Here is a 15,285-nt window from a genome sequence, read left to right on the forward strand (position 1 = left end):
CAGCCTAGCTGCCGAGGCGTTGATGGGTGGTATTGAGCTTGGCCATCAGCTTGCCGTCGGAGGCGCGGGACAGGCTGGTCGATACGGTACGCTTGTCGCCATCCTGGGTAATGGCATGGATGCGGAATATGATCGTGCCGCCTGCGCCGCTGTTCGCGAAGTAATAGGTGTCGCGGTCGAGCGTCGTGTAATTCTGCCAGTCGCTGGCGCCAAGATGCCGTCGGGCACAGACGTCGTTGATGATCGGATAGGCCGCAAAGTAGAGCAGGCCGACGCCGTTGATGTCGTGATAGGGCTGTAGCTCATACTCGGTCTCGAACAGGATGGTTTCCACAGCCCCGTCGCTGCGTTGGGTACGGTAGTCGTCGACGATCTCGGGCGCGGCAGCAAGCAGCGGGATTGCAAAATTTTCGGGAATTGCCGGCTGGCCACGGACGAGCGATGTGTTCTGGCCCGGCACTTCGAACTTGGAAAAGTTCGACATGATTTCGACAATGCCCTGCGCGCGCTGGGTCGCGATACTTGCCGTGCTGAAGAACATTCCCGAACCAAAGCGGGACATGGTCATGTCGATGTCGAGCCGATCATTCTCGACAATTGCACTGAGGGGCTGGCCCAGCCGCAGACGGATAGCGGTGAACGTGGCATAGAGTCGGTCACCACGGGCATCGGCAATATTGCGGGACGAGACGCCGAGCGAGTCCGTGAGGATTTGCCAATGAATGTCGCCCAATTCCTTGAACAGCCAGCTTTCGGAAAGGCCGGCAGCGATCATTTGCGGCATGCCGACATCATGGCGGCGCAGGCGACGCGACCCGGTGCGCGGCAGGTCGGCAGTTCGCAAGCCGGGCATGAGGGCCGGGGCAGAGGCGGCGGAGAGCGCCGGACCAGTGCTGGCCGGCAGTGCCGGGGCGGTGCTGACCGGCAGCGCCGGGGCGGTGCCAGCAGGCAGCATGGCGAGAATGTCGGCGGGCGTGCTGATCGAGGTCCAGCGATCGTCATCGATTATCGTTCCCAGTGTGGCTTCGATTTCGGCCCTGAGGGTTACCAGGCCAAAACTGTCGAAGCCGACACTCGCAAGCGATCTGATCTTGTCTTCGTTTTTTAGCGCAAGCAACTGGTCGAGGCTGTTTGCCCGCGCGGCGCTCGGAACACTACGCTCACCAAGTGGCAGGGCGCGGGTCGTCGCAATGCCGGACGTCGTTGAAGCCCCGCTATTCGCGCGATCGAGGAAATGCACGGCGCGAATGCCCCATTTGCCGGTGCGAATATTGCGCTCGACGGCCCGGGCCGGATTGCCCGACATCAGCGAGCCCTCAGGTACGTCCGCCACCACAACGCTTCCCGCGCCGATGATGCAATGATTGCCGATCGTCACACCCGGCAGGATCACCGATCGGGCACCGATCAGGCAGTGCGATCCGATCCGCGTTTCGACATGTTTGTAATTGACGAAATCATGGCTGAGAATTGCGGCGTCGAACGAGACAGCCGTATAATCACCGATATGGATGCCGCGCGGGTTGGTTGTGTCAAGTCGTGCCGATCGAGCAATACGGACCTCCGTCCCAATATCCATTCCCCAAAACGATCGATAATAGCTACGCAGCAGTCGGGTAGACAGTAAATAAAGTTGTTTTTTTACCGCACTGGCAACTTTTGACATTAGATTTGTGCCCTAATGGTTGTGCGAACCAAGCCTGCGCCTGATTTGTGCACTGCGGTGTAGAGTTGAGAAGCAAACAATTCAAGCAGGTTATGCAGCTGGGATCTTAACTCGCGAATTGTTCGAGAACGATGCGATCGTCGAGGGCATAGCCCGGATCGAACAGCAGTTCGAGACGGATAGACTTGTCGGTGACGATCCGGACGGTGTCGACGTCGCGGACTTCGCGCTGGTCGGCGACCGCCGAAACGGGTCGCTTGCGGGCTTCGAGGACGCGGAATTCGATGACGCTGGCCTGGGGGAGCAGGGCGCCGCGCCAGCGCCGGGGGCGGAACGGGCTGATCGGGGTGAGTGCCAGCAGGTCGGATTGCAGCGGCAGGATGGGGCCGTTAGCGGAGAGGTTGTAGGCGGTCGAGCCGGCGGGGGTGGCGACGAGGATGCCGTCGCTGATGAGCTCCTCCATGCGGACCTGGCCATCGATGGCGATCTCGATCTTGGCGGTCTGGCGGGTTTCGCGGAGCAGCGAAACTTCGTTGATGGCCGGCGAGATGATGGTTTCGCCGCCGACGGTGATGGCGGTCATCATCAGCGGGTGGAGGCCGAAGCCGCGAGCCGCCGCGATCCGGCCGTGGAGGTCCTCGGGCTCGAATTCGTTCATCAGGAAGCCGACGGTGCCGCGGTTCATGCCGAACATCGGCTTGGGGTCGCTGGCGGACAAAGCTTCGTGCAGGACCTGGAGGAGGAAGCCGTCGCCGCCGAGCGCGACGACGATATCGGCGTCGCGGACGGGCACAAAATCATAGCGGGCGCGCAGGGCCTGGCCGCCTTCGTCGGCGGCTTCGGTGTCGGAGACAAGCAGTGCCAGTTTCGGCGGGGGCGTATCAGCCACCGGTGACGCTCATGTGGCGGCGGACGGCGGGGGCGGCGGCGCGGCGGTCGATGACGAAATCATGGCCCTTGGGCTTGCGGGTGATGGCTTCGTCGAGGGCCTTGTCGAGCTCCTGATCGTCGTCATGGGCGCGGATGACGGCGCGCAGGTCGGCGACATCGTCCTGGCCGAGGCACATGTAGAGCTGGCCAGTGGCGGTCAGACGGACGCGGTTGCAGCTTTCGCAAAAATTGTGCGTCAGCGGGGTGATGAAGCCGAGGCGCTGGCCGGTCTGCTCGATGCGGACGTAGCGCGCCGGGCCCCCGGTGCTGTCGGGCAGGTCGGTGAGGGTGAGGCGGGTCTCGAGGTCGGCGCGGACGCGGGAGAGGGGCAGATAGTGATCGACGCGGTCGACGCCGATCTCGCCGAGCGGCATTGTCTCGATGAGGACGAGGTCGTGGCCGCCCTGTGCGGCAAAGGCGAGCATGGCGTCGACTTCGGTATCGTTGACGCCGGCGAGGGCGACCATGTTGAGCTTGACGTGGAGCCCGGCGGCGGTGGCTGCCTCGATGCCGGCAAGGACTTGCGGGAGGCGGCCCCAGCGGGTGATCTCGGCGAACTTGGCGGGATCGAGCGTGTCGAGGCTGACGTTGATGCGGCGGACGCCCGCTGAGTAGAGGTCGGCGGCGTGGCGGGTGAGCTGCGAGCCGTTGGTGGTCAGGGTCAATTCCTCGAGCGCGCCGGTTTCGAGGTGGCGACCGAGCGAACGGACGAGTTCGATGATGCCGCGGCGGACGAGAGGCTCGCCGCCGGTGAGGCGGAGTTTCGTGGTGCCGCGGCGAATGAAGGCGGTGGCGAGGCGGTCGATCTCCTCGAGGCTTAGGACCTCGGCCTTGGGAAGAAACTGCATGTTTTCAGGCATGCAATAGACGCAGCGGAAGTCGCAGCGATCGGTGACCGAGACGCGCAGGTACGAAATCGCGCGGCCGAAGGGGTCGACCAGCGGACGGGTACCGGCCGGCGGCGCAGCGGGGCGGGTCAGGAGGGGAGCGAGATCCATGGCGGCTGCAACGTGGCGACGCGGGGCCGCGAAGTCCAGTGCAATGCGGGACATGCGTATTTTCCAACTGGCAACGGGTGTGGAGGTTTGTAAAAGGAGCGTATGCTGCACCTGCAACAACGCGCAACCGGCGCAAGAGGGCCATTCAAGACGATGCAAAGCGATGCGGTGCCCTTGAACAGCGGCCAGGCGAGCGCCGGCGAGCCGGTGCTGATCGTGTCGCCGCGCTATGCCGATGAAGTGGCGGCGTCGGTGACCGATACCGGGATGGTGCCGCGGATCGAGCGGCGGCCGGACAAGTCGGCGGAGCGGTTCGAAGCGGAGCCAGCGCGGCTGGTGGTGGTCGATGCACGCGGGGCGCTGGCGCAGGGGCTGGCTTCGGCGCGGGCGCTGGGCGGGCTAGTCGAGGTGCGCCAAGGCGCGATGCTGGTGCTGCTGTCGCGCAGCGACGGGTCGGCGACGGCGGCGGCGCACGATGCCGGGGCGACCGGCGTACTGGTCAGCCCGTTCGGAGGAGCGGCCTTTCGCAGCGCGTTGCGGCTGGCGGCACGGCATGCCGGACGGCTGGAGAATGCCGTGGTCGCCGATGGCGACCCGGCTGCGGGCCGGCGCCACGACCAGCTGACCGGATTGGCGACAAGCGACCAGTTGCAGACCTGGATCATGCTGGCGCTGGCGGCGCCCGATGCGCCGCCGGTCTATGTGTTGGCCGTGGGAGTCGAGCGCTTCGCACAGATCAACGCGGCATATGGCCGGGCGGTGGCGGACCGGGTGTTGACCGAGGTGGGTCTGCGCCTGAGCCAGATCGTCGATGCGCGGGACCGGCGGCCATTGGTCGATGCGCGGCTGCTGGCGCGGCTGGCGGCGGCGGAATTCGCGGTGGCGATGGCGGGTGCCGTGACGCTCGACGATGCGATGCGGTTGGCCAATGCGCTGGCGCAATCGTTCGAAATGCCGTTCGTTATCGACGATCACGTCGTTCATTTGTCGGCTCGGGTGGGCATCGCCGTCGGCGGTGAAATGGACAAAGCCTTGACAAGCAACGCGGAAACCGTGGCCGGTCACGCGGCGGCGCTGACCAGGCGGGCAAGTGCGGCGCTCGCCAGGGCACGTGCCGGGGACGCCGGGGCGATCGAGGTTTTCCAGATCGACCCGGCCGGCGATCCATTGACGCGGATGGCCGACCTCGAGGCCGATCTCCATCATGCCATTGCTGATGGTCACATCAAGATACTGTTCCAGCCGCAGCTGTCGTTAGTGACGGGGCGGATTACCGGGGTCGAGGCGCTGGTGCGCTGGGACCATCCGGCTCTCGGGTTGCTGCCGGCGGAGACGCTTCTGGGCACCGCGGCATCGGCGGAACTGGCGATCAAGCTGGGGCGACATATCCGACTACGGGCAATGAGCCATGCGGTGCGATGGACCAAGTCACTGGAAAAACTGAGACTTTCTCTCAATGTCACGGCCGCCGATCTGGCTGATCCGGGGTTTTCGGCGGCGCTTGAGGAAGCGATCGCTGAATCGGGGCTGGCGCGGAACCGATTGACGCTCGAAGTCACCGAAGGCGCGTTGATCGACGATATGTATGGCGCGGTGCAGCTGTTTTCGGCGCTGCGAGCGAGCGGGGTGCGGATTGCGCTCGATGATTTCGGAACCGGATATTCGTCGCTGGCGTGGATGGCGCGGTTGCCGATCGATGTCATCAAGCTCGACCGGAGTTTTACGCTGGGGCTGACGGGATCGCCGCGCGAGCGTGTAGTGGTGGAGACAATGGTGCGTCTTTCCAAACAGTTGGGGATGAAGGTCGTTGCCGAGGGCGTTGAGGACGAGAGCCAGCTGGAGGGGGCGCGGCTGGCGGGCTGCGACCTGGTACAGGGTTACAAGGTGGCGGCGCCGCTGCATGTCGAGGCGCTCGCGGATTTTTGCGAGAACTGGCAAGTGATGGAGATTGCTGGTTGAACAGCGGCATGGTGGCGGTCCGGGGTGGCCGTTTTCGAATGGGAGCGGACGACGGATATCCCGAGGAAGCGCCGGCGCATCTGGTCGAAGTCGATGATTTCCTTATCGATTCCTGCGCGGTGACGAACGCGGAGTTTGCGCGGTTCGTGGCGGCGACGGGGCATGTGACGGTGGCGGAGATGGTGCCTTCGGCGGCGGATTATCCGGGTGCGCTGCCGGAGACGCTGTTTGCCGGGAGCCTGGTTTTCCAGAAGACCAAGGCGCCGGTGAATACGCGGGACTGGTCGCAGTGGTGGTCGCTAAGGCCCGGGGCGAATTGGCGAAATCCTTATGGGCCGGGGTCCTCGATCGACGGGCTGGAGGCACATCCGGTGGTCCATGTCGCCTATGCCGATGCGCTGGCCCATGCGGTCTGGGCGGGCAAGGACCTGCCGACCGAGGCGGAGTTCGAATTCGCGGCGCGGGGCGGCCTGGAAGGGGCGACCTATGCCTGGGGCGAGGTTTTCCGGCCGGACGGGCGGCATATGGCGAACACCTGGCAGGGCAAATTCCCGTTCAAGAACAGCCTGGAAGACGGTTGGGAGGCGACGGCGCCGGTTGGGTCGTTCCCGGCCAATGGCTATGGCCTGCACGACATGATCGGCAATGTCTGGGAGTGGACGCAGGACTGGTTCCGGCCGGGTTTCGATGGCGATGCGGGCAAGGCGTGCTGCGTGCCGAAGAACCCGCGCGGGCCGGTGGCGGGGACGCTGGACCCGTCGGCGCCGATCCCGCAGCGGGTGCTGAAGGGCGGCAGTTTCCTGTGCGCGCCAAGTTACTGCAAACGCTATCGGCCGGCGGCGCGGCATGCCGAATCGATCGATACCTCGACGTGCCATATCGGCTTTCGGTGCGTCGTCCGGGGGTCGTTCTAGGGTCGATTACGGGGCTGCGCGGGGTGTGGCGGCGGTATTCGGCGGGGTGGTCGCCGGTGCTTTTACGCCCTGGATCGGGGATTGGCGGGCACGTTTCGGGCGATGGCCCGGTTCATGCGGTCAGCTTGGTTTGCCGACGGCTGGTTTAGGCTTGGCGGGTGCCCTGGCACGGGGCGGCGAGGCGGGCTTGCTCGCGGTCATCGGGACTGGCTTCGATGCGGTGACCGGCGGAACTTCGGGAGCCGAAGATGTCTCGATGTCGGGGACCTGGGCTTCTTGCATGACCGCGATGGAGGGCGACAGCGGCTGCGGCGTCTCGGCGGGAGCGGCTGGCGTTGCAGTGGCGGCGGCCGATATGGCGGCGGCCATGGCGGCTTCGGCGACGGGGTCGAGGCCGCGGGCTTCGAGGGCTTCCTCGCCGTCGCGGTCGCGCAGGGCGAGCGCGGCCATGGCGACGGCGTCGGCGATGAGTTCGAGGCCGATGAAGACGCCGATCAGCGCCACGGAAACTTCCGACCAGTTGAAGAACATCACTGCGCCGAGGACGGCCGAGAGGATGGCCGCGGCGAGGATGAAGTGGAAGTATTTCGACTGCTTGGCGTTGACGGCGATCATAAGCTTGGCGCCGGCGGAGCCGATGAGCAGCAGGCCGAGGACGAAGATGAGCGACACCGGCCCGATGGTGGTGGGGTCGCCGAACTTCATCGACAGGCCGGCATAGGCGAGCAGGATGCCGATCAGCGCCGGGCCGATGACGATGCGGAAGCGGCGGCGCGAGCGCAGCAATATCGAGACGAACTGGATAGCGGCGCCGATGAGGAGCAGCCAAGGGATGAGGCTGCCGGCGGCGGAGACGATGGTCACCGGGTTGAGCATGATGGACAGGCCGAGGATACCGAGTATCGCCGCCAGCCCAGCCTGGGTTTTCCAGTCCATTGCCCGGTTCATTGCCATTTTTCGCCCCTTTTTCGTGCTGTTGCGGCGGCGTTTTGTTGGGGAAGTGTAATGGGGAGTTGGATGAGGCGCCAGATGGGGGTGGGTCGTTTTTTGGGCGGTTTGGTTTTGGTTGGGGAAGTAAGCGGCGTGGGGGAGGGGGGCTTTGTTTTGTTGGGGTGGGAGATGGGCCCCGGCCTTCGCCGGGGTGACGGCTAAAAAAGGGGGTGACGGGGAAGGAGGGAGGCGCTTTTTCTAGAAGGCGACTGGGTCGCGGATGATGGGGCAGGTCATGCAGTGGCCGCCGCCGCGGCCGCGGCCGAGTTCGGCGCCGACTATGGAGATGACTTCGACGCCTTGTTTGCGCAAGGCCGTGTTGGTGGTGGTGTTGCGGTCGTAGGCGTAGACGACGCCGGGTTCGGCGCAGACGACGTTGTTGCCGCTGTCCCATTGCTGGCGCTCGCGGGCATAGGTGTTGCCGCCGGTTTCGACGATGCGGAGGTGCTTGTATTTGAGGGCCTCAGCGACGACGTCCGTGAAGGGCTTGTCTTCCTTGCGGATGTCGAGGTGGTCGGCGTCGTTGGCGGGCCGGATCGAATAGGTGTCCATCTTGTAGACGATTTCGGGAAACAGGGTGACGACGTCGCCGTCGCAGAAGGTGAAGACCGTATCGAGGTGCATCGCGGCGCGAAGTTTCGGCATGGCGGCGACGATGACGCGTTCGGCGGCGCCCTGTTCGAACAGCGCCTTGGCGAGCGAGGTGATGCCCTGGCGGCTGGTGCGTTCGCTGAGGCCGATGAGGACGTTGCCGTTGCCGATCGGTATGACGTCGCCGCCCTCGATGGTGGCCTGGCCATGGCTTCGCTCGGGGTCGCCCCACCAGACTTTCACCTTTTCGGGGCCGAAGTCCGGGTGGAATTTGTAGATGACGGTGGTCAGCAGGGTCTCTTCGTGGCGCGCCGGCCAGAACAGCGGGTTAAGGGTGACGCCGCCGTAGATCCAGCAGGTGGTGTCGCGGGTGTAGATGGTGTTGGGCAGCGGCGGCAGGAAATACTCGCCCATCGAATGCCGCGGTCGCGCATTTTCGTGATGAAGTCGAAATGGTCGCGCTTGGCGTTGGCGACCCAGAGCACGTCGTCGAACAACAGGCTGTCGCAGTTGGTCGGGGTGAGCCGCGTGTGGGCGAGGCCGGGGGCGCAGACGAGGACCTTGCGCAGCTTGCCGACTTCGGAATGGACGCCGTAGGGGGTCGTCATTTGTGGGGCTCCGTGGTGAGATTATAGTGGCTTGCGATCTCCGGCGCGGGCGCGAGGCCGGTGCTGGCGAGATCGTAGACGGCATAGAGTGCGGCGAGGACGGCGATGGCGAAGGCGATCGCCTCGCGGCCCTGGAAGATCGCGAGGCCGCGTTCGCGGCGGGTCATCCAGTACAGCGCGGTGCCGGCGGCGTAGATGATCGCCGAGAGCAGCAGGAACTTGAGGCCGCCGGCCCAGAGCAGGAAAGCGGTGTAGATCGTCGCCAGCGCGGCGATGATCAGGCCGGAGCGTTGCTGCGCCGGCTGGCCGGCATAGGTTTCACCGCTGCGCGCCAGTTTGAGGGCGAAGGCGGCGACGAGGAAATAGGGGATGAGGTTCATCGAGCTGGTCAGTTCGAGCGCCAGCAGGAAGGCGTTTTCGGCAAAGCCCGAGATCACCAGGGGTGGCGGTGGTCATCCAGACGGCGGAGGACGGGACTTTCGCGGCGCTCTCGGTGGCGAGGAACTTCGGCATGGTGCCCGATTTTGCCGCGCTGAACAGGACTTCGGCGGCGAGGAGCGACCAGCTGAGATAAGCGCCGTGCTGCCGCTGGTGTCGGCATTTTTCGTCGATATCGCCAATGCGTTCGTGATCCAGGGCTATTTGCGGTTCTTTGGTTGAGCGGGCGTTGAACGGCCGGGGATTGCCCCCGGCCGTTCGTTCGTACAGGCGTTGATCAGGCGGCGAGTGCAGCCGAACGACGACGCATCGCGGCGCCGACGAGGCCGAAGCCGGCGATCAGCATGGCCCAGGACTGTGGCTCGGGCACTGCGCCGGCGGTGAAGCTGAGCGAGGTGACGCCAAACTGCCATCCGGTGCTGTTGTTGTTGCTGAGAACGAGGCTGGTGATGCCGCTACCGGTCACATTGGTGCTGAAGTAGCCCCAGGTGGCGTCAAGCGCGCCCGAGCTGACCAGCGTTGCGCCGTTGTAGGCGCTGAAGCTGGAGCCGTTGCCGCCGCCGAAGTTATTGTAGACGAAGGAGATGTCGCTTGCACCGCTGCCGAAGGCGAAGTTGACGGTGTGGGCGGTGGGGTAGTAAGTCGTGGTGCTGTTGGTGAGGGCGAGGCCCTCACCGAAGACGTCGGCGACGATGGCGGGGCCATTGTCGACGCCGCCGAGCAGCGAGACGGAGACGCCCGCGAACTGGTTGGTGACAGCGGTGCCTGCGGCGAGCGCCGAGAAATCGATGGTGGCGGCGCCGGCAGCCGACGCAAAGGTGGTGAGCAACGCCGCTGCTGCGGTGAAGGCGATCTTGAAATTCATGGTGTCCCCTGACTGTTGGCGTCGTCTCGATTGACGACCGCAACGAAGATGATGCAATTGTCGTGCCAAGTGTTGGACGGACGGTAAGTGATTGAGAAAGTAGCGGCAGGCTGAACAAGGTCGATCTGCACCCGATATGAACTGTAAAGTTTTTTGACACTTTCGCGGCGTCTGGGCGTTGGATGACAGTCATTGCCCGGATGCGCACGCCAGTGCAGTGCCGCATTGTCAATTGCGGGCGCAACTGCTTCAAGGCGGCTGCGTTTTCGCACCCCGCCGAGCCAGAGCCCGTATGACCGTAGTAGCTGCCTTCATGTACCGCGACGGTGTCCGCGTCCGCGAGGTCGCCATCACCGACAAGGTGGACTGCGTGCACGAGAAATCCGAGTTCGTCTGGATCGGTATCGCCGACCCGACCGCGGCGGAACTGCGCACGCTGCAGCAGACCTATGCCCTGCACCCCCTTGCCGTCGAGGATGCCTTCAAGGCGCACCAGCTGCCCAAGGTCGATGTCTATGGCGACCAGTTGTTCGTCGTCGCACGCACCGCCTATCTCGAAGGCGATACCATCGCCTATGGCGAGACCGCGGTGTTCGTCGGCCATAGCCACATCATCAGCGTCCGCCACGGCTCGATGCGCGCCCATACCGGGCTGCGGACCGACCTCGAGGCGACCCCGACCCTGCTGGCGCACGGCGTCGATTATATCCTGCACGCCATTCTCGATTTCATCAGCGACGGCTATTTGCCCATGGTCGAGACCATCGAGCTCGAAGTGCTCGAAATGGAGCGGCGGGCAATCGACAATTTCCTCGGCCGCGCCGAAATCAGCCGCATCTTCGCGCTGCGCCGCGAGCTGATGCGGTTCCAGCGCATCCTGGTGCCGATGGGCGAAGTTGCCAGCAAGTTCGTCCGGCTCGAACTGCCGTGCATCGACAAGGAATCGCGGCCCTATTTCAACGACGTGCATGACCATGTCCGCCGCGTCCAGATGATCGTCGACGATTTGCGCGAGGTGCTGACATCGGTGTTCGAATTCAGCACCCTGCTCGAACAGCAGCGCACCGGCGGCATCACCCGCCAGCTCGCTGCCTGGGCCGCCATCCTTGCGGTGCCGACCGCGATCGCCGGCATCTATGGGATGAATTTCGAGAACATGCCCGAGCTGAAGACCCAGTTCGGCTATTTCGTCGTGCTGGGCGTGATTGCCAGTGCCTGCTCCGGACTGTTCCTCTGGTTCCGGCACACCAAATGGTTGTGAGCCGGCCAATCGCCAGCAGCCAAACCCGTTAATTGCGGTGCAAGGCGTTCACTGCAGGTGTGTGAGCGCGATCGCGGCGTTTTCGAATTCGGCAACATTGATGATGCCGAACCGCGGAAATTCGAGGTCGGCGATGACGTAGAGCGTCACGGTCATGATTGCCGCGAAACTGAGCAATCGGAGCCAGTCGCGGTTTCGGGCAGCGCCCATGCCGAACCCGGCCAGCGCCGCGGCAACCATTGCGAGCGTCAGGAGCATGATTGCGATTGTCGCGGGCGTGTGCATCAGCATCGAAAGCGCCCGTGTCGCGGTGATGTCGATCATGTCGTTCAGTGCCGGAAGCAGCAGCATGTTGGCGGCCGGCAGGGCGTCGGGCCTTGCCCCGGCGGTGATGGCCAATTGCCAGATTTCGCCCTGGGTTGCGGTGGAACGACCGAGTGCGGCCCTGAAATCAGCTTCGTTGCCAACGTGCGCATAGGCATCGACGCGGGAAGCGGCATAGCGGCGAAAGGCATTGCGCAAGGGCGGCCGGGCGTCGGCGGGAACGAGGTCGATGCGCAGCCAGGCGGTGCCGATGGCATTGGCTTCCTCGACGATGAGGTCGCGGCGGTGATCGAAGCGCGCGGCCGCCGCGGAGAAAGTGAAGGCGATGAGCAGGCCGAGAACGGCGAAAACGGCGGCGTCGACGGCACTGCCGCTTGCCTCTGCATGACCCGAGGCTATCGCGCGCCGGGCCAGCCACCGACCGAGCTCGAGGCTGAGCAGGAATGCCGCGAACAGGGCGATACACAGCACCAACGGGTGAGTGAACAGGAGTTGCAAACCGGGGTCTCCTTGCAACCCGCTCGCCGCCGAGCCGGCCGCAGAAATTCGGGACAGGTCGTGTCAGGTCCGACACGATCAAGTGTCGGACAATAATCGGTTGGGTTTGCGAGGCAAGTCCGCAGAGCGGCCTTTTTGCAACTGGATCTGTTGGCGGTGGATGCAAGACCAGGAGTGTCACCGGCCATGGCGTATCGCAGGGATGTTGATCGATGTCAGTGCAGGCGCAAGATGGCGACGACCATCGAGAATACGCCGGGCTGGTTTTCCGTTTCCGACATCCGTGTGCCGGCGGCAGAGCGCCGTGCTGCTGCAAGGGCCTGACAGCCGACCCCGAAATCCCGGCTGTGACGTGTGGAGTTTTGCCGGCGTCCAGGACTTGTCATCTTCGATATCGATACCGAACATGGGTCGGGGTAGGATATCCGTGCCATGCTGACCTCAGTCGAACCGGTTGGCGAAAATCGCCGAGCTGACGGTGGGGGAACCTGGCCCGCCGGCGAGCAGGCAGGTGCGGGCGCCGGCGACAGGGTTGGCGGATTCGCCGCGGAGCTGGCGGACGGCCTCGATCGGCAGGCCGATGCCGTGGATGAAACCCTGGGCGAGGTTGCCGCCCGAGGTGTTGACCGGCAGCTTGCCGCCGTCGGCGATGAGGTTGTCGAAGCGGATGACGTCGGCGGCGCTTTCGTGGCTGCAAAAGCCATGGTCGATCAGCGACATGACACCTTGGGCATCGAAGTTTTCGTAAAGCTGGACGACATCGATGTCGGCCGGGGTGAGGCCGGTGTCGGCGTAGAGGCGTTTGGCGACGGGGCGGAAACCGGCGGTGGCGTAAAGGTCGGCGGCGTCGTTTTCGAGGAGGTCGCCCCAGCCGGCTTCCGCGCCTTGTGCGCAGCCGAGGAGGTAGACGGGGGGCTTGGCAAGGTCGCGGGCGCGGTCGGCGGCGACCATCAACAGCGCGCCGGCACCATCGTTTTCGCGGCTGCAATCGAACAGGCGGAAGGGTTCGGCGATCATCCGCGAGCGGCGCAGCGATTCGATGTCGAAGTCCTGGCCGAAGCTGACCGCCTCGGGGTTGCGGTTGCCGTGGTAGTAGGACGCGCGGACGAGGTCCTCGACGATGTCGCGGGGGACGCCGTGGTGGTCGAACAGGCGGGTGGCGCGGATGGCGCAGACTTGCGCCGGGGAGACGACGCCGGCGGCGAGCAGGTGATCGGTGAGGTGGTGGGCCATGACTGCCGCCGAGAGTCGCCCGCTCGAGCCTTCGACAAGGGCGCGGAAGATGACGACGGCGGTGGCCTGGCCGGTGAGGATGGCGCTCGCTGCAACCCCAAACGCGCCGGCGATGCCGCCGCCGCCGCCGCCCCAGACGGCGGACGACCAGCGCAGTTCGCGGATGCCGAGTTCGGGCATGAGGCGGACGGGTTCGTTGTGATCGTCGCCATAGGAGACGAAGCCGTCGATTTCGGCGGGGTCGAAGCCGGCATCGGCGCAGGCGGCGAGCACGGCTTCGACAAGGACGGAGCGTTCGGGGAGGGGGGCGGCGCCGCGCTTGTACTGGCGCAGGCCGACGCCGGCGATGGCGGTGGTGCCATAGAGCGGGTGGGTCATGCGAGGCGGCTCCAGATGATCGTCGGGATCGGGTCGGTGCCCACGCCAGTTCTAATGACGGTGGTGCCGATGCGGCCGGTGAGGGGTTCGCCGATGACGGGATCGATGCGATCGGGGTCGTCGAGGCGGCCGAGCAGGCGGATGCCGCAATCATCGACTTCGGCGACGATGCTGGTGAACGGCAGGTCCAGCGATTCGGTGAGCGCGAAGCGGTGCCAGGTGCGGGTCCAGGAGAAGATTGCGGCGGTCATCGCACGCTCGGTCCAGGTGACGCCGACCGCGCCGCAACTGCCGCAGCGGTGCCCGGCAGGCCACATCCAGCGGTCGCAGCCGGTACAGCGGGGGAAGAGGAGTTTGCCGTCCGCAAGGCCCTGCCAATAGGGTGCGTCGGCGCCGGAGGAGCGGGTCATTTGGCGGTTCCCCAGGCGAGGGGGAGCGCCTCGAGCGCCATGACGGTGCCGGTGCGGAAGGGGCGGACGGCGCCGGGGACGATGCGGAAGGCCGGGATGTGGCGGACCCAGGTTTCGATGAGGATGCGGATTTCGGCGCGGCCCGGGACATGGCCGATGCAGAGGTGGGGGCCGGTCGAGAAGGTGATGTGGGCGGCGCGCTTGCGATCGATGTCGACAAGGCCGGGGAGGGTGAACTTGCGGTCGTCGCGGCTGCCCATGGGGAGGAGGTTGAGGACCATGTCGCCGGCGCGGAAGGGGACGCCGAGCAGGTCCTTGTCCTTGACGACGAGGCGCGGGGCGTTGACGACACCGAAGGCGCGGACGGCCTCGTCGGCGAAGGCGCCGGACAGCGACGGGTCGGCGGCGAGGCGGGCCTGCAGTTCCGGCATCTGGGCGAGTTGCTGATACGCGAAGCCGGTGACGTTGGTGACGGTGTCCATGCCGCCGAGGAAGAGCACGAAGCTCATCGCCAGGATCTCGTCGTCGGACATGGTGCGGGGGGTGCCTTCGCCGACATCGGCCTGGATGAAGTGGCTCATCAGCTTGTCGTCGGGGCTGGTGCGCTTTTCGTCGATCAGGCCCTTCAACAGCCCGAGGATTGTCGCGCTGAGCTGGCCGAGTTCCTCGGCGTCGTTCTGGACCTCGAAAAAGCGTTCGGCGAGATGGCGGAATTCGTGGAGGCGCGACAGGTCCATGCCCATCAATTCCATGAAGACGGTGACCGGATAGACCTTTGCGACATCGGCCATGAAGTCGCACGCGCCCTTGTCGGCAACGCCGGCGACGATGGATTCGGCCCAGTAGCGCAGGCGGGGCTCGATGGCCTTGATCGCGACCGGGCCGAACATCGGCGCCATGGCGCGGCGGTAGGGCAGGTTGTGGGGCGGATCGAGGCTGAGCGGGATGAAGAACGGCGGGTTGGGAACGCGGGGGATCTGCATTTCGCGAACCGAGAAATGTTCGGGGTCGGTGGCGATGGCGGCGATGGCGTCCATGCGGCGGACCATCCAGTGGCCGCCGTTGGCCGGGGTCCAGAAAATGTCGGGCGCGGTCTCGATGGCAGCGGCGTAGCTGTCCTGGACGGCGCAATCGATGCGCGGATCGGCGTAGATGTCGAATTCGAAGACAAGGTGCCGGGGGACGTGCGGGGGAATATGGTCGGGGGTGTTCATCATGGCTC

At 65.2% G+C, this 15,285-nt stretch carries 15 protein-coding genes and 1 pseudogene; 4 read left to right on the top strand and 12 right to left on the bottom strand.

Annotated features, from left to right (window positions below; all coding sequences use genetic code 11):
• Window positions 1-4 precede the first annotated feature (4 nt).
• From IEW98_RS16680 to moaA, 3 genes are all read right to left on the bottom strand, one after another.
• On the bottom strand, window positions 5-1,666 hold the full coding sequence (locus IEW98_RS16680) for a Pnap_2097 family protein (protein ID WP_188761136.1): 1,662 nt from the start codon (window positions 1,664-1,666) through the stop codon (window positions 5-7).
• A gap of 106 nt (window positions 1,667-1,772) precedes the next feature.
• Complete coding sequence (locus IEW98_RS01430; RefSeq protein WP_188761137.1) at window positions 1,773-2,555, bottom strand: NAD kinase; 783 nt, start codon at window positions 2,553-2,555, stop codon at window positions 1,773-1,775.
• A complete protein-coding gene (gene moaA / locus IEW98_RS01435) occupies window positions 2,548-3,594 on the bottom strand; it encodes a GTP 3',8-cyclase MoaA (RefSeq protein WP_188761138.1) in 1,047 nt (348 codons plus the stop codon). Before moaA ends, IEW98_RS01430 begins: the two co-directional genes overlap by 8 nt.
• Before the next feature lie 153 nt (window positions 3,595-3,747).
• On the opposite strand from moaA, the gene IEW98_RS01440 reads away from it, so the two are divergent.
• Together IEW98_RS01440 and IEW98_RS01445 are read left to right on the top strand one after the other, a co-directional pair.
• Window positions 3,748-5,553 carry an EAL domain-containing protein gene (locus IEW98_RS01440; RefSeq protein ID WP_188761139.1) on the top strand — a complete coding sequence of 602 codons (1,806 nt, stop codon included), beginning with the start codon at window positions 3,748-3,750 and terminating at the stop codon, window positions 5,551-5,553.
• Window positions 5,554-5,561: 8 nt separating this feature from the next.
• A complete protein-coding gene (locus IEW98_RS01445; RefSeq protein ID WP_188761434.1) occupies window positions 5,562-6,467 on the top strand; it encodes a formylglycine-generating enzyme family protein in 906 nt (301 codons plus the stop codon).
• Between the two features lie 120 nt (window positions 6,468-6,587).
• Here IEW98_RS01445 and IEW98_RS01450 read toward each other — a convergent pair whose 3' ends face one another.
• The 4 genes and pseudogenes from IEW98_RS01450 to IEW98_RS01460 form a co-directional block, all read right to left on the bottom strand.
• Entirely contained in the window at window positions 6,588-7,421 is an 834-nt protein-coding gene (locus IEW98_RS01450) for a hypothetical protein (protein WP_188761140.1), read from the bottom strand.
• Window positions 7,422-7,655: 234 nt separating this feature from the next.
• Window positions 7,656-8,462 (bottom strand): arginine deiminase family protein, encoded by an 807-nt coding sequence (locus IEW98_RS01455; protein WP_243450499.1) that lies wholly within the window; start codon window positions 8,460-8,462, stop codon window positions 7,656-7,658.
• Between the two features lie 41 nt (window positions 8,463-8,503).
• A pseudogene (locus IEW98_RS16865) lies at window positions 8,504-8,656 on the bottom strand (hypothetical protein); the annotation flags it as partial.
• Window positions 8,653-9,093, bottom strand: a complete 441-nt coding sequence (locus IEW98_RS01460; RefSeq protein ID WP_188761141.1) for an APC family permease — start codon at window positions 9,091-9,093, stop codon at window positions 8,653-8,655. The gene IEW98_RS01460 and the pseudogene IEW98_RS16865, both read right to left, overlap by 4 nt.
• 5 nt (window positions 9,094-9,098) lie before the next feature.
• On the opposite strand from IEW98_RS01460, the gene IEW98_RS16685 reads away from it, so the two are divergent.
• Window positions 9,099-9,230 (top strand): hypothetical protein, encoded by a 132-nt coding sequence (locus IEW98_RS16685; protein ID WP_279380327.1) that lies wholly within the window; start codon window positions 9,099-9,101, stop codon window positions 9,228-9,230.
• A 141-nt stretch (window positions 9,231-9,371) separates the two neighbouring features.
• Here the strand turns inward: IEW98_RS16685 and IEW98_RS01465 are convergent, their stop codons facing one another.
• Window positions 9,372-9,959: a PEPxxWA-CTERM sorting domain-containing protein gene (locus tag IEW98_RS01465; RefSeq protein WP_188761142.1), complete on the bottom strand. Its 588-nt coding sequence runs from the start codon at window positions 9,957-9,959 to the stop codon at window positions 9,372-9,374.
• A 292-nt stretch (window positions 9,960-10,251) separates the two neighbouring features.
• Between IEW98_RS01465 and IEW98_RS01470 the strand changes: the two genes are divergently transcribed.
• A complete protein-coding gene (locus IEW98_RS01470) occupies window positions 10,252-11,220 on the top strand; it encodes a magnesium and cobalt transport protein CorA (RefSeq protein WP_188761143.1) in 969 nt (322 codons plus the stop codon).
• Window positions 11,221-11,268: 48 nt separating this feature from the next.
• Here the strand turns inward: IEW98_RS01470 and IEW98_RS01475 are convergent, their stop codons facing one another.
• From IEW98_RS01475 to IEW98_RS01490, 4 genes are all read right to left on the bottom strand, one after another.
• The gene (locus tag IEW98_RS01475) at window positions 11,269-12,042 is read right to left on the bottom strand and encodes a bestrophin-like domain (protein ID WP_207792469.1); all 774 of its coding nucleotides are present in this window, start codon (window positions 12,040-12,042) and stop codon (window positions 11,269-11,271) included.
• A gap of 441 nt (window positions 12,043-12,483) precedes the next feature.
• Complete coding sequence (locus IEW98_RS01480) at window positions 12,484-13,653, bottom strand: thiolase C-terminal domain-containing protein (RefSeq protein ID WP_188761144.1); 1,170 nt, start codon at window positions 13,651-13,653, stop codon at window positions 12,484-12,486.
• A complete protein-coding gene (locus IEW98_RS01485; RefSeq protein WP_188761145.1) occupies window positions 13,650-14,063 on the bottom strand; it encodes a Zn-ribbon domain-containing OB-fold protein in 414 nt (137 codons plus the stop codon). The genes IEW98_RS01480 and IEW98_RS01485 overlap by 4 nt, the downstream gene beginning before the upstream one ends.
• Window positions 14,060-15,280 carry a cytochrome P450 gene (locus IEW98_RS01490; RefSeq protein ID WP_207792470.1) on the bottom strand — a complete coding sequence of 407 codons (1,221 nt, stop codon included), beginning with the start codon at window positions 15,278-15,280 and terminating at the stop codon, window positions 14,060-14,062. Before IEW98_RS01490 ends, IEW98_RS01485 begins: the two co-directional genes overlap by 4 nt.
• Window positions 15,281-15,285 lie beyond the last annotated feature (5 nt).

Origin of the sequence: Sandarakinorhabdus glacialis, assembly GCF_014643455.1 — a bacterium.
Taxonomy (GTDB): Bacteria; Pseudomonadota; Alphaproteobacteria; order Sphingomonadales; family Sphingomonadaceae; genus Sandarakinorhabdus; species Sandarakinorhabdus glacialis.